22 protein-coding genes are annotated in these 20,193 nt (G+C 59.6%); 13 read left to right on the top strand and 9 right to left on the bottom strand.

Annotated elements, in window-relative coordinates; genetic code table 11:
- Positions 1 to 12: 12 nt before the first annotated feature.
- Complete coding sequence (locus J1W56_RS14685) at positions 13 to 897, bottom strand: LysR family transcriptional regulator (RefSeq protein WP_223613995.1); 885 nt, start codon at positions 895 to 897, stop codon at positions 13 to 15.
- 98 nt (positions 898 to 995) lie between these two features.
- On the opposite strand from J1W56_RS14685, the gene J1W56_RS14680 reads away from it, so the two are divergent.
- Complete coding sequence (locus J1W56_RS14680; RefSeq protein ID WP_223613994.1) at positions 996 to 1,988, top strand: aldo/keto reductase; 993 nt, start codon at positions 996 to 998, stop codon at positions 1,986 to 1,988.
- A gap of 24 nt (positions 1,989 to 2,012) precedes the next feature.
- Here J1W56_RS14680 and J1W56_RS14675 read toward each other — a convergent pair whose 3' ends face one another.
- Positions 2,013 to 2,798, bottom strand: coding sequence for a helix-turn-helix domain-containing protein (locus J1W56_RS14675; protein ID WP_223613993.1), 786 nt, complete (start codon positions 2,796 to 2,798; stop codon positions 2,013 to 2,015).
- Between the two features lie 123 nt (positions 2,799 to 2,921).
- Between J1W56_RS14675 and J1W56_RS14670 the strand changes: the two genes are divergently transcribed.
- Both J1W56_RS14670 and J1W56_RS14665 read left to right on the top strand, forming a co-directional pair.
- Positions 2,922 to 3,320, top strand: coding sequence for a hypothetical protein (locus J1W56_RS14670; RefSeq protein WP_223613992.1), 399 nt, complete (start codon positions 2,922 to 2,924; stop codon positions 3,318 to 3,320).
- Positions 3,321 to 3,523: 203 nt separating this feature from the next.
- Positions 3,524 to 4,336 carry an aspartyl/asparaginyl beta-hydroxylase domain-containing protein gene (locus tag J1W56_RS14665; protein WP_223613991.1) on the top strand — a complete coding sequence of 271 codons (813 nt, stop codon included), beginning with the start codon at positions 3,524 to 3,526 and terminating at the stop codon, positions 4,334 to 4,336.
- Positions 4,337 to 4,429: 93 nt separating this feature from the next.
- Here the strand turns inward: J1W56_RS14665 and pheT are convergent, their stop codons facing one another.
- The 6 genes from pheT to infC all read right to left on the bottom strand — a co-directional run bounded on the left by pheT (position 4,430) and on the right by infC (position 10,220).
- Positions 4,430 to 6,844, bottom strand: coding sequence for a phenylalanine--tRNA ligase subunit beta (gene pheT / locus J1W56_RS14660; RefSeq protein ID WP_223613990.1), 2,415 nt, complete (start codon positions 6,842 to 6,844; stop codon positions 4,430 to 4,432).
- 95 nt (positions 6,845 to 6,939) lie between these two features.
- Positions 6,940 to 8,022, bottom strand: a complete 1,083-nt coding sequence (gene pheS / locus J1W56_RS14655; protein WP_223613989.1) for a phenylalanine--tRNA ligase subunit alpha — start codon at positions 8,020 to 8,022, stop codon at positions 6,940 to 6,942.
- Positions 8,023 to 8,157: 135 nt separating this feature from the next.
- Positions 8,158 to 8,559: a 50S ribosomal protein L20 gene (rplT, locus tag J1W56_RS14650; RefSeq protein ID WP_091879294.1), complete on the bottom strand. Its 402-nt coding sequence runs from the start codon at positions 8,557 to 8,559 to the stop codon at positions 8,158 to 8,160.
- A gap of 31 nt (positions 8,560 to 8,590) precedes the next feature.
- Positions 8,591 to 8,791 (bottom strand): 50S ribosomal protein L35, encoded by a 201-nt coding sequence (gene rpmI, locus J1W56_RS14645; protein WP_008127399.1) that lies wholly within the window; start codon positions 8,789 to 8,791, stop codon positions 8,591 to 8,593.
- 193 nt (positions 8,792 to 8,984) lie between these two features.
- Positions 8,985 to 9,608, bottom strand: coding sequence for a methyltransferase family protein (locus J1W56_RS14640; RefSeq protein WP_223613988.1), 624 nt, complete (start codon positions 9,606 to 9,608; stop codon positions 8,985 to 8,987).
- 75 nt (positions 9,609 to 9,683) lie between these two features.
- The gene (infC, locus tag J1W56_RS14635) at positions 9,684 to 10,220 is read right to left on the bottom strand and encodes a translation initiation factor IF-3 (RefSeq protein ID WP_105734100.1); all 537 of its coding nucleotides are present in this window, start codon (positions 10,218 to 10,220) and stop codon (positions 9,684 to 9,686) included.
- 225 nt (positions 10,221 to 10,445) lie between these two features.
- On the opposite strand from infC, the gene J1W56_RS14630 reads away from it, so the two are divergent.
- From J1W56_RS14630 to J1W56_RS14585, 10 genes are all read left to right on the top strand, one after another.
- Positions 10,446 to 11,237: an alpha/beta hydrolase gene (locus J1W56_RS14630; RefSeq protein WP_223613987.1), complete on the top strand. Its 792-nt coding sequence runs from the start codon at positions 10,446 to 10,448 to the stop codon at positions 11,235 to 11,237.
- A 23-nt stretch (positions 11,238 to 11,260) separates the two neighbouring features.
- Entirely contained in the window at positions 11,261 to 12,406 is a 1,146-nt protein-coding gene (locus J1W56_RS14625) for a benzoate/H(+) symporter BenE family transporter (protein WP_223613986.1), read from the top strand.
- A gap of 216 nt (positions 12,407 to 12,622) precedes the next feature.
- Positions 12,623 to 13,063, top strand: coding sequence for a DUF2852 domain-containing protein (locus tag J1W56_RS14620; RefSeq protein WP_223613985.1), 441 nt, complete (start codon positions 12,623 to 12,625; stop codon positions 13,061 to 13,063).
- A gap of 125 nt (positions 13,064 to 13,188) precedes the next feature.
- A complete protein-coding gene (locus tag J1W56_RS14615; RefSeq protein WP_223613984.1) occupies positions 13,189 to 13,947 on the top strand; it encodes a M48 family metallopeptidase in 759 nt (252 codons plus the stop codon).
- The gene (locus tag J1W56_RS14610) at positions 13,947 to 14,588 is read left to right on the top strand and encodes a YdcF family protein (RefSeq protein ID WP_223613983.1); all 642 of its coding nucleotides are present in this window, start codon (positions 13,947 to 13,949) and stop codon (positions 14,586 to 14,588) included. The genes J1W56_RS14615 and J1W56_RS14610 overlap by 1 nt, the downstream gene beginning before the upstream one ends.
- A gap of 64 nt (positions 14,589 to 14,652) precedes the next feature.
- Complete coding sequence (locus J1W56_RS14605; RefSeq protein WP_223613982.1) at positions 14,653 to 15,312, top strand: phosphoribosylanthranilate isomerase; 660 nt, start codon at positions 14,653 to 14,655, stop codon at positions 15,310 to 15,312.
- Between the two features lie 71 nt (positions 15,313 to 15,383).
- A complete protein-coding gene (gene trpB / locus J1W56_RS14600; protein WP_226904695.1) occupies positions 15,384 to 16,580 on the top strand; it encodes a tryptophan synthase subunit beta in 1,197 nt (398 codons plus the stop codon).
- Between the two features lie 2 nt (positions 16,581 to 16,582).
- Positions 16,583 to 17,422, top strand: a complete 840-nt coding sequence (gene trpA / locus J1W56_RS14595) for a tryptophan synthase subunit alpha (protein WP_223613980.1) — start codon at positions 16,583 to 16,585, stop codon at positions 17,420 to 17,422.
- Between the two features lie 41 nt (positions 17,423 to 17,463).
- Positions 17,464 to 18,381, top strand: coding sequence for an acetyl-CoA carboxylase, carboxyltransferase subunit beta (gene accD / locus J1W56_RS14590; RefSeq protein WP_223613979.1), 918 nt, complete (start codon positions 17,464 to 17,466; stop codon positions 18,379 to 18,381).
- Positions 18,382 to 18,423: 42 nt separating this feature from the next.
- Positions 18,424 to 19,752, top strand: coding sequence for a bifunctional folylpolyglutamate synthase/dihydrofolate synthase (locus tag J1W56_RS14585; protein WP_223614144.1), 1,329 nt, complete (start codon positions 18,424 to 18,426; stop codon positions 19,750 to 19,752).
- Positions 19,753 to 19,799: 47 nt separating this feature from the next.
- On the opposite strand, the gene trxA is transcribed toward J1W56_RS14585, so the two are convergent.
- On the bottom strand, positions 19,800 to 20,123 hold the full coding sequence (trxA, locus tag J1W56_RS14580) for a thioredoxin (RefSeq protein ID WP_105734109.1): 324 nt from the start codon (positions 20,121 to 20,123) through the stop codon (positions 19,800 to 19,802).
- Positions 20,124 to 20,193: the final 70 nt, after the last annotated feature.

The raw sequence follows: 20,193 nt of genomic DNA, 5'->3' as shown, positions 1-20,193 counted from the left end.
GCAGCGCCAGGCTCAGACTTTGAAAAAATCGATGAAGGCACGCAGGGCCGGGCGCATCTGGCGGCGACTCGGATAATAGAGATAGACCCCGGGGAACGGGGCACACCAGTCATCGAGCACACGGAGCAAACGCCCATCGGCAATGGCTTCCGGCGCCATATGTTCCAGCAGGAAGGCCACGCCGGCGCCGTCCAGCGCGGCCTGGATGACCAGCCGGTCGTCGCCGAGAATCAGCGGGCCGTTCACGTCGATGACGATTTCCTCGCCATCCTTCTCGAACTCCCAGCGATAGACCTGCCCGCTGGCAAAACGGCGGCGGATACAGAGATGACCGGCAAGATCATGCGGGTGCAGCGGTATCGGGTGCCTGTCAAAGTAGTCCGGCGCTGCAACGATGTTCGCCCGGATCGGATCGCTCATGCGCACCGCAATCATGTCCGGTTCCAGACTCTCACCCAGCCGCATGCCCGCATCAACGCCAGCCGCAACGATATCATTGAACGGCTCTTCGACGCGCAGCTCAAGCGTGACACCGGGATAGGCCGCGGCGAATGCAGCGATGCGCGGGGCCAGCAGCCTGTGGGCGGCAAAGGGCGGAACACTCAGCCGCAGGGTTCCCGCGATGCGGTTGTTGGCTTCCTTGGCCGCATCGAGCGCCAGGTCGATTTCCGCCAGGGCCGGACGCAGCCGCTTGAGCAGCAGCGCACCTTCTTCCGTCACCGCAACGCTGCGCGTGGTGCGGGCGAGAAGACGGACGCCAAGGTTCTGTTCCAGGGTTGAAATGGCGTGGCTGACGGCTGATGGCGCTATGCCCAGTTCCCTGGCGGCATCCCGGAAGCCTCCACAGGCTGCAACAGTGGCAAATACGGACAGTTGAGGCAGGTATGATCGATCCATTGATCTATTATATAGAACAACCTGTGAAATAATAAGGGAATTATCGAACACTGATCCGCAATCTAGGTTTCCGTCATCACAGCAAAAGGAGATCGGTGATGGAAAAGCGCAAACTCGGGGAACTCGATGTATCGGCCGTTGGCCTTGGTTGCATGGGCATGAGCTTTGCCTATGGCGGACAGGATGAGGCCGATGCCATCCGCACCCTGCATCGCGCTGTGGATGTCGGAGTGACCTTTTTCGACACAGCCGAAGTCTATGGCCCGTTCGACAATGAAATCCTTGTCGGCAAGGCATTTAAAGACCGCCGCGACAAGGTCGTGATTGCCACGAAATTCGGCTTCAAAATTTCCGATGAAGGGGTAGGCCTATCGCGCATGATCGGCGTCAACAGCCATCCGGAACATGTGAAAGCCGTTGCGGAAGCGTCTCTCGGACGGCTCGGCATCGAGCAGATCGACCTGTTCTACCAGCACCGGGTTGACCCGAATGTTCCCATCGAGGACACGGTTGGCGCCATGGCCGAGCTGGTCCAGCAGGGCAAGGTAAAGGCGCTCGGCCTGTCCGAGGCCAGTGCCGCCACAATCCGCCGCGCCCACAAGGTGCACCCGATTGCCGCCGTGCAGAGTGAGTACTCGCTGTGGAGCCGCGAGCCGGAAGACGAGGTCTTTGCCGTCTGCCGCGAGCTTGGCATCGGCTTTGTCCCCTACAGCCCGCTCGGCCGTGGTCTCCTGACCGGCACGATCAGCAAGCCGGATGAATTGGGTGCCGATGACTGGCGCAAGACCCTGCCACGGTTCCAGGCTGACAATATGGACGCCAATGCAGCTCTGATCGCCACGTTGAAGGGCCTGGCCGCGGACAAAGGCATCACACCGGCACAGCTGGCGCTCGCCTGGGTGCTGCACCAGGGTGATTTCATCGTGCCGATTCCGGGTGCCCGCAAGATCAAGCACCTGGAGGAAAATGCGGCGGCGGCCGACGTCTCACTCTCGCCGGCGGACCTGAAAAAGATCGGCGATGCGCTCTCACCCACGCGGGTTGCGGGCAACCGCTATTCGGATGCAGCGCTGGCTCTCGTCAACGGCTGATACCGGCAACGGGGCGCTGCGCAATCAGCGCCCCGCACTTTCGGCAATGGCCCGCGTTGCGTCATCCGCCGGAAAATACTGCTCGATGAATATGCCCTCGGTCAGCACCTCCTGCGCCGAGCCGAATGCCGTCAGCGTGGTGATCCAGCTGGTAACGGCATCGCCAAGATGCAGCTGCACGGTTATAACCGGCGGCGGGTTGCGCTCGCTCTGATCATTGCGCAACAGCGCTGATATTTCCGGATCGGTTTCATATTGTGCGATGCGCCGCGCCAGCGCGCTGCGTGGACCGTAAAGCCTGGCTTCGTTGCGGGCTCGCTTCAGGAACAGCAGGGCGACATCCGGCCAATTGGCGATGGACCGGCGCACGGGACCCGGCTCGAGCACCAGCGCCAGAATATTGACACCCGGCGCAATCGGAATGCCCAGCGCTTCGGCCAAGCCCATGAAGCCAACATTCGCAACGAGAATGTCGTGATCCGCATTGAAGGCCACCGCCGGCCACGGCGCATGCCGCTCGAGGATCATGTGGAGCGTGTCGCGGATCAGTGGCGGCAGGCCGGCCATGCCTTCGCGTTCCGCCGAGAGGTAGCGCGGCGCAAAACCGGCCGCACCGAACAGCTCATTCTGAATCTTGAACGGCAGCTCGAGCGCTTCGCAGATGCGGATGATCATGCCCTCCGACGGCCTTGCCCGTCCGGTTTCGAGAAACGACAGATGTCGCGACGAGATGCCGGCTTCCAGCGCCAGATCCATCTGGCTCATGTGCCGGTGCGAACGCCATTGTTTCAGATGATCGCCGAATTCCATCACCGCTCCTGATTCCCGCCAGACTGGCGCGGATGCTTCGCAATATCCATTACTCCAGAGGTAATTGTTTCGATTACCTTATGCCGGCATTCTCCGTTCATCAACACAACGAAGGAGAATGACATGACCAAAATCACCTTGAAAGACGGGTTGACGATCAACGCAGTCCTCACCGGCATCACCGGGCTCGGCCTTGCACTGTTTGCCGAACTGGCGGCAGAATATCTCATCCCCGGCGCGCCGGTCTGGCTGATCGCAGCACTGGGTATCGCGCTCGTGCTGTTTGCCTCCGATGTCGCCCTGATCGCCCGATGGAAAGCCCAATCGAAACCATTGGTCGGTTTCGTTTTCATCGCCGACCTCGCGTGGGTCATCGGCGTTCCGGCGATTCTTGTGGGGATGCCATCCGCCTTTACCGCCCTCGGCATCGCCGCCAGTCTGGCCGTCACGGCCGTGGTTGCCTGCTTTGCCCTGATCGAATGGCGGGGGCTCAAAACGATGGGAGCGGCAAAAGCGATCTAGCGCCCGGCTTTTGTTGACACCAGAATTCAGATTATAGAGCCTCGCGCTTGACAGACGGTACGGTGTGAGGCCTATTTCACGCCGTTGCCGGGGCCGAAGACCGCCGGGGCAACGCTGCAATGTGCATGCAATTTATTTGTTCTAACACGCCAAACCACCCCTGTTCGCTCATCGATGGTCAGGCCTTCTGAAGCTGGAATACAATGGAAAAAGCAACAAAAAAGTCGATCAGACGCTGGGCTGTCGGTTTGGTTCTCCTGGCAATTCTTGCCTATTTCGTTCCCTATCTCGTGATCTTCTACCTGATCTGCGGCATCTATGACCTGTCGCGCAACAAGAATATCGACCTGCAGATGGTCGAACAGTATTTCTGGGGCAACGGCCTGTTCACCTGGATCCTGTCACCGCTGAACATCGTTCTCGACATCCTGTCGCTGCCCTATATCAACAAGGGCGTCTACAAGCTGGAAGACCTGCCATCCGACTATCAGGCGGAGGTCAAGCGCCTGATCACCGCGACGCAGAAGGAAGACCTGGTCGGCAAGCTGCAGTCCCGCGCGGAACAGCAGGCCCGCAGCATGTTCTTCTTCAAATGGTATGGCAAAGACCAGCCCAGCTTCGTAAGCGTGCCGTCCTTCTACGAAAAATATAATTTCGTGAAGACCATCGGCGTGTCGGTGTTCAACAAGAAGAACTCGACGTCAAAACATTTTGGCCCGATCCGCGCCACCATCCGTGTCCTCTACAACATCAACGACATGAACGACCGCACGGCCTATATCTGGTGCGGCGACACGACGAGCTACTGGAAGGACGACAAGCTGTTCATTTTCGATGACACGCTGATGCACCAGTCCGTCAACCAGACCGACCAGACGCGTTATTGCCTGTTCGTCGACATTCTCCGCCCGTCCCATCTGCCCGGCCTCTATGCCGCCATCGTCTCGTTCATGGGCCTGATCCTCAAGGGCAGCAATTCGATCTTCTACAAGAACTGGAAAGTCATCCAGAAATAGGATTGCGATTTATATCAAATAAAAAGGGGCGCTGAGCGCCCCTTTTTTGTTGGTGGGTTTTTGGTTGCATGACCATTGTGCGTGGTTCGGTCTTTACCCGCGCAACACAGCGCCGGTCTGCTTGCCAACACTCTCAACAATCCGCCTGGTTAGCGCATCGAGATCCTCGTCATTGAGCGTGCGCTCCTGCGGCTGGATCGCAACTTCGATGGCAACGGATTTCTTGTCGGCGCCCAGCGAAGGGCCTTCGAACAGATCGAACACCTGAACGCCCGTGATCAGCTTCTTGTCGCCGGCCAGCGCCGCACGAACGATCGAAGCCGCATCCACCGCCTTGTCGACGACGAATGCAAAATCACGCCGTACGGTCTGGAAATCCGACAGTGTCAGCGGCGGCTTGGTGCGTGTCGCCTTCTGCTTCGGCTCGGGGATCGCATCGATGTAGATTTCGAACCCGCACAGCGCCCCCGATACATCGAGCGTTTCCAGCGTCTTCGGGTGGAACTCGCCGAATGTGCCCAGAATGACCTTCGGGCCGAGCTTGATCGTGCCGGAACGACCGGGATGATACCAGGCCGGACCGCCACTCTCGATCTGCAGCTTGTCGACGGGCGCACCGCAGGCTTCAAGCACGGCAAGGGCATCAGCCTTGGCATCGAACACGCCGACCGGCGCGGCATTTCCGGCCCAGTGGCGGCCGGAACCGTCCAGCTTGGCCGTACCGCGGCGCACGCCGGCAGCAACGCGGCGCTGGGTTTCCGGCGTATTGCCTTCATAGGTGCCAGACACCTCGAACAGGGCAAGATCATTGAAGCCACGATCCGCATTGCGCTGCGCCGCAGCCAGCAGGCTTGGCAAGAGCGAAGGCCGCATATCCGACATATCGGCGGCAATCGGATTGGCGAGCTTGAGCGACGGCTGGCCGCCGCCGAACAGTTTTGCCTGTTCTTCCGAAATGAACGACCAGGTGACGGCTTCCATCATCCCGCGCGAGGCCAGCGCCCGCTTGGCGTTGCGGGTGCGGATCTGCAGGGTGGTCAGGATCTTGCCGTTGACCGCAGCATGGCTTTGCAGCGGCTGCGGATCGATACGGTTGACGCCATGGATACGCATGACTTCTTCCACCAAATCGGCCTTGCCGTCGACATCCGGACGCCAGGACGGAACCAGCACATCCACCACGTCGCCCGTGCCTTGCGGCTGGAAGCCGAGACGGCTGAGAATATCGAGGCTTGTCTTGACCGGCACATCGATACCGGTGAGGCGTTTGACCTCCGCTGCCGGGAATGTCACCGACTTCGGCGTGTGGCCCTTATAGCCGACGACCTGGGTTTCGGAAGGCGCACCCCCGCACAGGTCAAGGATCATATGGGTGGCAAGCTCGAGGCCCGGCACCATGAATTCCGGATCGACACCGCGCTCGAACCGGTAACGCGCATCGGTGATAATACCGAGATTGCGGCCGGTGCGCGCAATGGTCATGGCATCCCAAAGGGCGGACTCAACAACGACATTCGTCGTGTTCTCATCGCAGCCGGAATGTTCGCCACCAAGGACTCCGGCAAGCGACTCGACACCGTCCGCATCGGCAATCACGCCGATTTCAGGGTTCAGCGTGTATTCCTTGCCATTGAGACCAAGGATCGTCTCGCCTTCCCGCGCCCAGCGCACGGTGAGGTTGCCCTTGACCTTGTCGGCGTCGAACACATGCAGCGGACGGCCGCGATCGAACGTCATGTAGTTGGTGATATCGACCAGCGCATTGATCGGACGCAGGCCGATGGCCATCAGGCGCTGCTGCAGCCATTTCGGGCTCGGTCCGTTCTTCACGCCCTTGACCGCGCGCAGGGCGAAACCTTCACACATCGGCGCGCGGTCGCCGAAATCCAGCGACACGCTGACGGACGGGCTACCCGCGCCTTTCACCGGCTCGACGGCATTGCTTTTCAGCGCGCCGAGCCCGGCGGCGGCCAGATCCCGGGCAACGCCGTAAATGCTGGTGCAGTCGGGACGGTTCGGTGTCAAGTTGATCTCGATGACCGGGTCATCAAGCCCGGCATAGGCCGCAAAACTGGTGCCGACAGGGGCGTCAGCCGGCAGATCGATAATGCCGTTGTGCTCGTCCGACATCTGCAGCTCGCGCTCGGAGCACATCATGCCGTGGCTTTCGACACCGCGAATCTTGCCGACCGAAAGGGTAACATCAATACCGGGGACATAGGCACCCGGCGCTGCGAACGCGCCGATCAGGCCGGCGCGGGCATTGGGGGCGCCGCAGACGACCTGCAACGGCTTGCCGTCGCCGGTATCGACGGTGAGCACCTGCAGCTTGTCCGCATCCGGATGGCGCGAAGCAGTCAGCACCCTGGCGATGACAAAGGGCTTCAGTGCCGCCTTGTCATCCAGCGATTCCACTTCAAGACCGATCATGGTCAAGGTATCGACGATCTCGCCAAGCGAAGCCTCGGTCTCGAGATGATCTTTGAGCCAGGAGAGGGTGAATTTCATGATTTCACTCGTTTCTCGATTTCAGCGTTTGAGGGTTTCGACAAGGCGAAACCGCTCGCATAAAAGTTCCATGTCAGGCGAAAAGCCGTACCCGATCATGCGCTCAGGCCGCCGAACAGGGTCGGCATGTCGAGCGGGCGGAAGCCGTAATGCTGCAACCAGCGCACATCGGCATCGAAGAAGTCGCGCAGGTCCGGCATGCCATATTTGAGCATGGCGATGCGATCGATGCCCATGCCCCAGGCAAAGCCCTGATACTCGTCCGGATCAAGCCCGCCATGGCGCAGGACATTCGGATGAACCATGCCGCAGCCGAGGATTTCCATCCAGTCCGTGCCCTGGCCGAACTTGACCTCGTTGCCCGACCGGTCGCACTGGATATCGACTTCCAGCGACGGTTCGGTGAACGGGAAGAAGGACGGACGGAAGCGCATCTGCAGGGACGGAACCTCGAAGAATGCCTTGCAGAACTCTTCCAGCACCCACTTCATGTTGGCGACATTGGCCGTCTTGTCGATGACCAGCCCCTCGACCTGATGGAACATCGGCGAGTGCGTGGCATCGGAATCCATGCGGTAGGTCTTGCCGGGAATGACGATACGGATCGGCGGCTTCCGCTTTTCCATGGTGCGGATCTGCACCGGGCTCGTATGGGTGCGCAGGAGCTTGCGCTCGCCATTCTCATCCGGATTGAAGAAAAACGTGTCGTGCATCTCCCGCGCCGGGTGGCCTTCGGGAAAATTCAGCGCCGTGAAATTGTAATAATCGGTCTCGACATCCGGGCCTTCGGCAATTGAAAAACCCATATCGGCGAAAATCGCCGTGATTTCGTCCACGACCTGGCTGATCGGATGGATGCGCCCGCGCTCGGCCGGCGCGGTGCGCACGGGCAAAGTGACATCCAGCTTTTCCTTTTCGAGGCGCTCGGCAATCGCCGCATCCTTCAGCGTGCTTTTGCGGCTGGCCAGCGCATCGGTGACGCGGTTCTTCAGACCGTTGATGGCCGGTCCCTGCGTCTGGCGCTCTTCCGGCGACATGGACCCCAGCGATTTCAGCTTTTCCGAAATCGAGCCCTTTTTGCCAAGCGCAGCAACACGGACAGCCTCGATGGCCGCTTCGTCATTCGCTGCCTCAATCTGCGCGACCAGCGCGCTTTCCAGTTGTACCAGATCGTCCATGCTTCTCACCTGTTTCGCGTCTTGAGCGATTGTGCGATCAATTCAATGCAGAAAATTGAAAAACCCGCGCCAGCCGAGCCAGCGCGGGTTTCCCAAGTCTATAATTCCGAATGTGCTTTGGGAGCGGCGGCTGGCTTAGTGGACAGCGCCTTCAAAAGCATTCGGTGTGGTGTTCTTCAGGTATTCCAGTGCCTTCTTGGCGGAAGCCACGAGTGCACCGAATGCTGCTGGCTCGTGGATCGCGAGATCCGACAGAACCTTGCGGTCAACCTCGATACCGGACTTGCTCAGACCGTCGATGAAACGGCTGTATGTCAGGCCATGCTCACGCACGGCAGCATTGATACGCTGGGTCCAGAGCGCGCGGAACGTGCGCTTCTTGTTCTTGCGGTCGCGGTAGGCGTACTGCTTCGAACGATCGACGGCAGCCTTTGCAGTCTTGATGGTATTCTTGCGGCGGCCGCGGAAACCCTCAGCCTGCTTCAGAACTTTTTTATGCTTGGCGTGGGACGTAACGCCCCGTTTGACACGTGCCATGATATGATCTCCTTAAAACGTCGCTGTCGGCTTAAAGGCCGTTGGGCAAGAACTTCTTCACGATTTTCGCATCGGCATCGGCGAGAACCATTGTGCCACGTGCGTCACGAATGAATTTGTTCGAACGTTTGATCATGCCATGGCGTTTGCCAGCGGCGGCGGCTTTAATCTTGCCAGTCCCAGTGATTTTGAACCGTTTCTTGGCGGCCGATTTGGTCTTCATTTTGGGCATTTTGCTACTCCTATTTCTAGGGTTCCCGTCACTCCGATGGAGCCTGAACCCTTCTGATTTCACTTCAGACCGACCAAAGTCTGAAAGCATGCAAAACCGCCACGGCATGCCCTGCCGGGCGGTTTGAACGCGGCCTTATACCCAGAAGCCGGAAAAAGCGCAACTGTTGAATCGTCTTCGATTCCGCAAAAAATCAGTAAAACCGAAAGAAGACGGGCAGAATATTGACCGATTGCAGATATTCGGCAAACTCAAGCAGGGGGTAGGAAATGAAAAAGACCAGCCCGTCCGCCAGCGTCTTGTACAGCATCGAAGACTTGACGCTCAGAACATCCGATTCCCGGTACAGCCTGAGATTGGGGAAGAACCGCGGTACTTCGCGTTTATAGGCAAGGTATGTCTCGCCGAAAACGGTCTCCAGATAACCTTCCTCGGCGATAATGACAAAATGGAAGGCGATATAGCAAAGCACCGCCAGTATCAGGGCGACGGTCAGGCTGCCCGTCATCATGCCAATACCGAAAGCCCCCACGGTGCTGAACACGTAAAGCGGGTTGCGGCTCATCGAATAAGGCCCCAGATGGACGATTTCGGAACTCTTGCGCCCGCCGATGTAGAGCGTGCACCACATGCGGCCAAGGATTGCCAGAACAATCACACCGATGCCGAAATCCTCGATATATTCGTGGGTCCAGTTATCGGCCCAGGCGGAGCGAACAGTCAACAAAGCGCCGAGAATCAGAAAAATGACGACTGCCAGCACAATTCGGCGGCGCCGCTGAAACCGGGCCATGTCCTTTGGAGATGTGAGCGCCATGTCAGCCCTTAAATCCGGATCGTTCAAGACAAAAGCCGCCCGAAGGCGGCCTTGGTCTCAAACTGTCGTTCAGCTTTAGCGTGGCGCCAGCACCATCATCATCTGGCGGCCTTCCAATCTTGGCTCGGCCTCAACTTTGGAAATATCGACCGTATCTTCCTTGACCCGGTCAAGCAGCCGCATTCCGAGTTCCTGGTGCGCCATTTCGCGACCACGGAAACGCAATGTCACCTTGACCTTGTCACCTTCGTCGAAGAATCGCTTGATAGCCTTCATCTTCACATCATAATCATGCGTGTCGATGTTCGGTCGCATCTTGATTTCTTTGATTTCGACTGTTTTCTGCTTCTTGCGCGCCTCGGCAGCCTTCTTCTGTCCCTGGTACTTCAGTTTCCCGAGGTCAACAATCTTGCACACCGGCGGCTCGGCATTCGGCACGATCTCGACGAGATCGAGTCCGGCCTCATCGGCCATGGCCAGCGCGGCCTGAATCGTGACGATACCGTGGTTTTCACCTTCGGCATCGATGAGCTGTACCTGGGGTACCCGGATATCGCGGTTGGAACGCGGTCCATCTTTCTGGACCACCTGTGCTCTAAAGGGTCGGCGAATGGCAGTAGTCTCCTTGAATTATTTCGGTCCCGCAAATAGCACCGTCAGGGCCCGCCTGCAATGCTTTGTCTGCAGCGGTTAGCTCAATAACATCTTTTCACGGATAAATCATCTGGTTCAGATATAGGAATATTCGCATTCTATACAATGTGGTTTCCAGTTGAATGGGTTTCATCATCGAATTTTGCATGGCAAAAGCAAGCGGCACATCCTGGAGACTGACACATGACGGCTCACCCGCCGGTATTCCTCACCCTCAACGACATCGAGATCGCCGTGCGCTACCGCGAGGGCGCTGAGCCCGGCATCGTCTGGCTCGGCGGTTACCGTTCGGACATGCTCGGCAGCAAGGCGGAATGGCTGGATCGATGGGCTGAAGCCAACGGCCATGCATTCCTGCGCCACGATTACTCCGCCCACGGCGAGTCGGGCGGTGCGTTTCGCGACGGTACTATTTCCCTCTGGCTCGAACAGAGCCTTGCGGTCTTCAAAAAGTTTTCGTCGGGGCCGCAAATCCTCGTCGGTTCATCCATGGGCGGGTGGATCGCCCTGCGCATGATCGAAGAACTGCAAAAGGCCGGTGAACACAGCCGCGTTGCCGGGCTGGTCCTGATTGCGCCCGCACCGGACTTCACGTCCGAGCTGGTCGAACCCCAATTGACGCCGGACCAGCGCCGCCAGCTTGCCGAGCGGGGTTATATGGAAGAACCATCTGAATACGCTCCCGAACCCTATATCTACACCAAGGCCCTGCTGGACGATGGCAGAGCCAATCAGGTGCTCAAGGGGGTGATCCGGACCGGCTGCCCCGTGCACATCCTGCAGGGGATGGAGGACAGGGATGTTCCCTACACCCATGCCCTGCGGCTGGTTGATCACTTGCCGGTTGACGACGTGACGATTACGCTGGTGCGCGATGGCGATCATCGCCTGTCACGCCCGCAGGATCTGGAGCTTCTCACCCGCACCGTGGCTTCGATGGTTGACCGCTCGAAAATCCGCCCGCCCATTCTGTAAATCCTCCCAACAGGTTTCGTCCCATGCGCTCCTCCGTGATTGCTTCTGCCGTCGTTGCCGCCATTGTCGGGTTTGGCGGCACGCTCGCGCTGATCATCGCGGCGGCACAGGCGCTTGGCGCGACACAGGCGCAGACGGCAAGCTGGGTGACGGCGCTTTGCCTTGCCATGTTCATTGCCACGGGTTTTCTCAGCTGGCGTTACAAAATGCCAATCATCACGGCATGGTCGACGCCGGGACTGGCCCTGATCGGGGCCAGCACGGGCTTTACCATGCAGCAGGGCGTCGGCGCCTTCATCGTCACGGCCATCGCCATCATCATCACAGGCCTGGTCAAGCCGGTTTCCGGCCTGGTTTCCAAAATCCCGGCATCGATAGCCTCCGGCATGCTGGCGGGCGTCCTGTTCGCCTTCCTCATCGGCGCGGCGCGAACAATCCCCGTCGATCCGCTCTTCGTCCTGCCATTGGTGCTTCTCTTCTTCGTCATCCGCCTGTTCAATCCGGCCATGGCAGTCCTCGCCGTGCTGTTCGGCGGCATTCTCTTCGCCTTCCTCAGCGGCCGTGTTGCCAGTGTACCGGATATCAGCCTCTCCACACTCACCCTCATCATGCCGGTCTTCGACACACGGGCGATCATCGGTATTGCGCTGCCGCTTTACCTCGTCACCATGGCGTCGCAGAATCTGCCCGGTTTTGCCGTGCTTCGTGCCGCCGGTTACGAGCCGCCGACGGCGGCGGCATTGCAGGTAACAGGGCTCCTTTCGCTGCTGACAGCCCCCTTCGGCGCACATACGAGCAACATGGCCGCCATCTCAGCGGCGATCTGCACCGGGCCGGATGCCCATCCGGATCCGGCGCAGCGCTGGCTGACCGGGCCGTTCTATGCGCTGTCCTACCTGATACTGGCCATCTTCGGGGCTTCGCTGGTCGCGCTGTTTGCCGTTCTGCCGGCACCCCTGATCGCTCTGGTCGCCGGTCTCGCCCTGATCGGCGCCTTTGCCAATGCGTTGACGATTGCGTTGAAGAATGAGACCGAGCGGCTTGCCGCCGTCGTCACCTTTGCCGTGACCGCATCGGGCATTTCCATTGCCGGAATCGGCGCTGCCTTCTGGGCGCTGGTGGCGGGCCTGCTTGTCGTTGCCTTCGATCACGCAAAGAAACATATCTGATTCCAAACCCTTACCGCATTCGAGCCCGGCATTTCTTGAAAAGCCGCAATCCGTCTCCCATGTCGTAATCAATCGACCAATACTGCGCCGTGCACCCTTCAGGGCGCACAAAGGACGCAGTATAACTTTTGGATTGGCAGATGATCCTTGTCCAAAAACCATTCCGGTTTTTGGGGTCATGTGCGGGTCGGGCTTTCGTGAGAAGGAAGAGCTTTTATGAACAATGCTGCTTTGATCCGGCCGGGCTGGACCCCAGCAACCATCGCCCTGATGGTTATTGGTTTCATGCTGTTCTGGCCGCTTGGTTTCGCCATGCTCGCTTACATCCTTTGGGGTAACCGGCTGGATGGTTTCAAGCGCGACGTCAGCCGCGCTACCGATGGCTTCTGCGGCGCATTCCGTCGCGGCAAGGGTCCGTCCTTCGGACGCGGTTCGTTCGGCACAGGCAATGTCGCCTTCGACGAATGGCGCGAAAAGGAACTGGAGCGCCTGGCCGAGGAACGCCGCAAGCTCGAAGAGATGCGCGCCGCGTTCGAGGACTACGCGCATGAACTGCGCCGTGCCAAGGACCGGGAAGAGTTTGACCGCTTCATGGCTGAACGCAATGCCGCGGCAAAGAAGCCGTCTTCAGGCGTCAACGACGCCGAAGAGGAATAACACCATCCTGCGGACGGTTCCCTCCAGTCCTGTCCGCATTTCCACAGCGAAGCGGCGCCGGAGCGATCCGGCGCCGCCTCTGTTTTGTCTCACGGCTTTCACCCGAATCAATTAAAGTCCCGCTCATGATCCTTTCGCTGTTCCGAAGCCCGCCGAAAAAATCCGCGACGCTGAAAGCCGAGCGGAGCTACGAGGTCGCAGGCCGTGTCCTGCCGTTGCGCGTAATGGAAAATCCGCGTGCGACGCGTCTCACCCTGCGCATCGATGCGGGCGGCAAGGGCTTGCGGATCACCGTGCCGCCGGGGATGCCAGCGCGCGAAGTCGACAAATTCCTGGCGCGTCACGAGGGCTGGATCGAGACCCGCATTGCCAAGATGCCGGACCAGCCCAAAGTGCGGCCCGGGGTCAAGATTCCGATCCGCGGCGTCCCGCATCTCATCGTGCATGAACCCGACAAGCGCGGAACCGTGCGGCAGGAAAACGGCGCGGAGGGTCCGCGACTGATCGTCCATGGCGACCTGCCGCATCTGGCGCGCCGGGTCGGTGACTTCCTCAAGCGGGAGGCACGGCACGATCTGGACATGCTGGTGGCGCGGCACACCGCAACGGTCGGACGGCGGGCCAAGATTGTCCGCCTCAAGGATACCAAAAGCCGCTGGGGCTCCTGCACCTCGGACGGCACCCTCGCCTTTTCCTGGCGCATCATGATGGCGCCGCCACCGATCATCGACTATCTCGTGGCGCATGAAGTTGCCCATCTGAAAGAGATGAACCACGGACCAAAATTCTGGAAACTTTGCGGCGAGCTCTGCCCCGACACGGAACGCTGCAAAGCCTGGTTGAAACGCAACGGCAGCGCCCTTCAGGCGATTGATTTCAGCTGATGCCGGAACCAGTCACGCCTGCCATAGAAGCGGCAGCTCGAATCCTCTGGAATTTCCATCTCGTCTATGACCCGCTGAGCCCGGCCGATCTGATCATCGGCCTCGGCAGCTACGACCTGCGCGTGGCCGACCGTTGCGCCGACCTGTGGCATCAGGGGCTGGCCGCCAAAATGCTGTTTACCGGCAAGGCCGGCAACTGGACCAACCATCTCTACACAACAAGCGAGGCGGAAGCATTTGCCGCGCGCGCCATCCGCGCTGGCGTCCCGGCCGACGCGATTCTGATTGAACCGAACGCGACTAATATCGGCGAGAATATCCGGTTTGCGCGGGAAATGGCTGGTGATACGGTCAAGCGCGTCATCATCGTCACCAAACCGCAGACGCAGCGCCGGGCCTTCGCGACGGTGCGCGCGCAATGGCCGGAGATAAACGCCGCGGTGACGGCACCATTGCACGGCTTTCAGGATCAACCGCTCACAACCTATCCGCTCGACCGGCTGATCCATGAGATGGTTGGCGACGTCAAGCGCATCGTCGACTATCCGGCCAAAGGCTTTCAGATTGCGCAATCGGTCCCTCCGGCTGTCGCAGATGCGTTCGATTTCCTTGTCAAAGCGGGCTATGACCACCACCTTTAGTATCGAAGGATAAACCGCGCAAAATCCTCGACTCTTGCGCGTTTTCGTGGCACTGGCACCGGTTATGAGCCTTGATATCAAAATATGCGGATTAAAGACCGACGAAGCCGTTGCGGCAGCGCTGGATGAAGGCGCGTCGCATATCGGTTTTATCTTTTTCCCCAAAAGCCCGCGCAATGTCGATGCGCAGACCGCCGGCCGCCTGCGCCGCGCCGCAGTCGGTCGGGCGAAGGCCGTTGCTGTCACTGTAAATGCAGACGACGCAACGCTTGATGCGATTGTTGCCGAGATGCAGCCCGACACGCTGCAGCTGCATGGCGACGAAAGTCCGGCCCGTGTCAGCGCCGTGAAGCAGCGCTACGGATTGCCTGTCATCAAAGCCCTGGCGCTGCGCGAACGCCGCGATCTTGACGCGATTGCCCCCTATATCGGCATTGCCGACGGCTTTCTCTTCGATGCCAAACCACCCAAGGGATCGGACCTTCCGGGAGGAAATGGCGTGTCTTTCGACTGGCAAATCCTCGGCGGCCTTGACGCCTCGGTCAATTACATGCTTTCCGGGGGCCTCAACGCCGGTAATATTGCCGAGGCGCTGGAAGCGACGAATGCGCGCGGTATCGATATTTCGTCCGGCGTCGAGTCCGCGCCGGGTGTAAAAGATGTTAGCCTGATCAGAGAATTTTTCCGGGTTGCGCGCGCCGCCAAAAGCGCTGACGTGGCCTGAACAAACGGAGCGGAACGGTGGACAAGGCGGTTGAACCCAATTCATTCAAGACAGGTCCTGACGAAGAGGGCATGTTCGGTATTTTCGGCGGGCGTTTCGTTGCTGAAACCCTGATGCCGCTGATCCTTGAATTGCAGCAGGCCTATGACGACGCCAAGAATGATCCGGCCTTCAAGGCCGAGCTGCGTGAATTGTCCACCAACTACGCCGGGCGCCCGTCAAAACTCTACTATGCCGAAGGTTTGACCAGGCATGTCCGCCAGCTGGCCAAGGACAAGGGTCTTGATGGCGGCGCGAAAATCTACTTCAAGCGCGAAGACCTCAACCATACCGGCAGTCACAAGATCAACAATTGCCTTGGCCAGATCCTGCTTGCCAAGCGCATGGGCAAGACCCGCATCATCGCGGAAACCGGTGCCGGCCAGCACGGCGTTGCCTCAGCGACGGTGTCTGCCCGGTTTGGCTTTCCCTGCGTCGTCTATATGGGCGCCACCGACGTCGAACGGCAGGCACCCAATGTTTTCCGCATGAAGTTGCTGGGCGCTGAAGTGAAACCCGTCGCCTCCGGCCACGGCACGTTGAAGGATGCGATGAACGAGGCGCTGCGCGACTGGGTCTCGAATGTCGATGACACCTACTACCTCATCGGCACCGCTGCAGGCCCGCATCCCTATCCGGAACTGGTGCGCGATTTCCAGTCGGTGATCGGCGAGGAAGCACGCGCGCAGATCCTCGAGCGTGAAGGCCGCCTGCCCGACACGATCATTGCGGCCGTCGGCGGCGGTTCCAACGCCATCGGCCTGTTCCACCCCTTCCTTGACGACAAGAGCGTCGAAATCATCGGCGTTGAAGCCGGCGGCCGCGGCCTCGACGGCGAGGAGCATTGCGCCTCCATGAGTGCCGGCAGCCCGGGCGTGCTGCACGGCAACCGCACCTATCTGCTGCAGAACAAGGACGGCCAGATTCTCGATGGCCACTCGGTTTCCGCCGGTCTCGATTATCCGGGCGTTGGACCGGAGCATTCCTGGCTGCGCGATACCGGCCGGGTTTCCTATGTGCCGATCCTCGATGACGAGGCTCTCGATGCATTCCAGCTGACAACACGCGTCGAAGGCATCATTCCCGCGCTTGAATCGGCCCACGCCATTGCCCAGGCGGTGAAAATCGCACCTGAAATGGCACAGGACAAGATCATGATCGTCAACCTGTCGGGTCGCGGCGACAAGGATGTGCATACGGTCGGCAAACTCATGGGTATGGAGATTTAAGCATGGCGACCCGTATCGACAGAAAATTTGCCGCGTTGAAGGCGGAGGGGCGTCCGGCACTCGTGACCTATTTCATGGGCGGCGATCCGGATTATGAGACCTCGCTGAAGATCATGAAGGCACTGCCCGGTTCCGGTTCGGATATCATCGAGCTCGGCGTTCCCTTTTCCGATCCGATGGCCGACGGCCCGGCAATTCAGGCAGCTGGCCTGCGTGCCCTGAAAAAGGGCATGTCGCTGACAAAGACGCTCGCACTTGCCGCGAGCTTCCGCGAGAGCGACAACACCACCCCGATCGTGCTGATGGGGTACTACAATCCGATCTATATCTATGGTGTCGACCGCTTCCTCAGGGATGCCGTGGCCTCCGGTATTGACGGCCTGATCATCGTCGACCTGCCGCCGGAGATGGATGCGGAACTGTGCATTCCCGCCATCAAGGCCGGCATCAACTTCATCCGGCTGGCCACACCGACGACGGATGAGAAGCGTCTTCCCAAGGTGCTGCAGAACACATCCGGCTTTGTCTACTACGTCTCGATGAACGGCATCACCGGTTCTGCCCTGCCCGATACGAGCAGGGTGGCGGATGCGGTCAAGCGCATCAAGCAGCATACGGACCTGCCGGTTGTGGTCGGTTTCGGCGTCAAGACCGCCGAGCAGGCCAAGGTGATCGGCACCGCGGCGGATGGCGTTGTCGTCGGCACCGCAATCGTCAATGCCGTTGCCAATACAATCCGTCCGGATGGCTCACTCGTGGCCGATCCGGCCGAAGCCGTCGCCACGATGGTGCAGGGACTTTCCAGCGGCGTGCGCGCCGTGCGCCTTGCAGCGGCGGAATAGAAGCCCTAAATCACAATACCGACGAGAGAACAGGACCGATCATGAACTGGATCACAAATTACGTCCGGCCGAAGATCAATTCGATGCTTGGTCGCCGCGAAATGCCCGAAAACCTTTGGATCAAGGATCCGGTTTCGGGCGAGATGGTCTTCCATACGGATCTGGAAAAGAACCAGTGGGTCGTGCCGTCGTCCGGCCACCACATGCGCATTCGTGCCAAGGACCGCCTGCGCTACTTTTTTGATGATGGCGCCTACGAATTGCTGGAACAGCCGAAAGTGGTCACCGATCCGCTGAAGTTCCGTGACGAAAAGCGCTATATCGACCGCCTGAAGGAACATCGCGCCAAGTCCGGCGTCGAAGACACGATCATCAACGCGCTGGGTACCATCGAAGGCCTGCCGATTGTGGCAACGGTTCAGGATTTCAGCTTCATCGGCGGATCGCTGGGCATGGCGGCAGGCGAAGCCATCATCAAGGCGTTTGAAACGGCAATCGCCCAGAAGCGGCCGCTCGTTCTGTTCGCTGCCTCCGGCGGCGCCCGCATGCAGGAAGGCATTCTTTCGCTGATGCAGCTGCCGCGCACCACCGTTGCGGTGGAAATGCTGAAGGAAGCAGGCCTGCCCTATATCGTGGTCCTCACCAACCCGACCACGGGCGGCGTCACCGCCTCCTACGCCATGCTCGGCGACATCCATATTGCCGAGCCGGGCGCGCTGATCGGCTTTGCCGGACAACGCGTCATCGAGCAGACCATCCGGGAAAAGTTGCCGGAAGGCTTTCAGACCGCCGAATACCTGAAAGCCCATGGCATGGTCGACATGGTCGTGCCGCGCACCGAACTCAAAGCCACCATTGCGCGTCTTTTGAAGATGCTCATGGGCGAAAAGGCAACCGAGGTTCCCGTTGCCAAACCGAATGGCGCGGCGCTGCCGGCAACGATTGAAGCCGAAGCTTGATTCACGTGATGGTTCTGGAGGCCTTTGCCGTTGGCTTTGTCTGTGTCGTCGAAGGCTGAGGCGATTATCGAGCGCTTGCTCGGGCTTCATCCGAAGGGTTTTGATCTGTCGCTGGGGCGTGTCACGCGTCTTCTCGATGCCTTGGGCAATCCGCACCTGAAGATGCCTCCCGTCATCCATGTGGCGGGCACCAACGGCAAGGGGTCATGCGTTGCTTTCTCCAGGGCGCTTTTGGAAGCTGCCGGTTATACGGTGCACGTGCACACCTCGCCGCATCTCGTTCACTGGTATGAACGCTACAGACTGGGTGCACCGGGCGGCGGCAAGCTGGTCGACGATGAAACCTTTGCCGACGTCCTCACCCGGGTCGAGGAAGCCAATGCCGGTCAGGCCATCACCGTTTTCGAGATACTGACCGCCGTCACCTTCGTCCTGTTTTCCGAACATCCGGCCGATGCCGTGATCCTTGAAGTCGGGCTTGGCGGCCGTTTCGATGCCACGAACGTCATTCCGGAGCCTGCGGTCAGCGTCATCATGCCGATCTCACTCGATCACCAGCCCTATCTCGGCGACCGGGTCGAGCTGATCGCGGCGGAGAAAGCCGGGATCATCAAGCCGGGCTGTCCGGTTGTCATCGGTGCGCAGGAAGAAGAAGCGGCACGCATGGTGCTGATCGAAACGGCCGAGCGGCGGGATTGCCCCTTTGCCGTCTACGGCCAGGATTTTCTTGCCTTCGAAGAACGCGGCCGGATGATCTACCAGGACAATACGGGCCTCCTCGACCTGCCCTTGCCGGCCTTGCTCGGCCGGCATCAATTGTCCAATGCCGCAGCCGCCATCCAGGCGGTGAAGACGGCGGGTTTCACGCTGCCGGATTATGCCATCGAAACGGCCATGACAACCGTCGAATGGCCCGCCCGCATGCAGCGCCTGATCAAGGGCAAGCTGGTCGAACTGGCAGTACCCGGTTCGGAAATATGGCTCGATGGCGGCCACAACCCCGGTGCAGGCCTGGTGATCGCCGAGGCGATCGCATCGCTGGAAGACCGCAGCCCGCGGCCGCTTTTCCTGATCACCGGAATGATCAACACGAAAGACCCCATCGGCTATTTCGAAGCCTTCACCGGCATGGCGCGGCATGTCTATACGGTGCCGATCCGCTCCAGCGATTCCGGTATTCCGCATGAACAGCTGGCGATTGCCGCCGGCGATGCCGGCCTTTCCGCAGAGCCGGTGCATTCCGTCGAGAATGCGCTGAAAATATTGCGGGACAGCTGGGACAAGTCCGAACCGGCTCCACGCATTCTCATCGGCGGCTCGCTGTATCTCGCCGGCGACGTTCTGGCCGAAAACGGCACCCCGCCGCAATAAAAAACCCGGCACGAATGCCGGGTTTGATGAATGTCTATGACTTCGGCTTATGCGGCTGAATTACGGATCCAGTCGCTGAGCTTGCTCTTGGGAGCAGCGCCAACCAGATTGGCAGCCAGTTCGCCATCCTTGAACATCAGCAATGTCGGAATGGAACGCACGCCGAACTGGGCTGCAAGTTCCGGATTCTCGTCGATGTTGACTTTGGCAATCGTGACCTTACCAGCCATTTCCGAAGCGATTTCTTCAAGGGCAGGGGCGATCATCTTGCAGGGGCCGCACCACTCGGCCCAGAAATCAACAACAACAGGCTGACCTGCCTGAAGTACATCGGACTGGAAATTGCTGGTGTCGATCTTGACGGTAGCCATCGGCTTTTCCTTATCGGTTATTGAATGTTGCCCATCATGTGGTGAGTCTACCCACCCGCGTCAAGCTCGG

The sequence above is a fragment of the Phyllobacterium calauticae genome (assembly GCF_019991125.1).
In the GTDB taxonomy this organism is placed as follows: Bacteria; Pseudomonadota; Alphaproteobacteria; order Rhizobiales; family Rhizobiaceae; genus Phyllobacterium; species Phyllobacterium calauticae.
The sequence above is the reverse complement of the archived record's forward strand: the minus strand, read 5'-3'. Positions and strand labels throughout refer to the sequence as shown.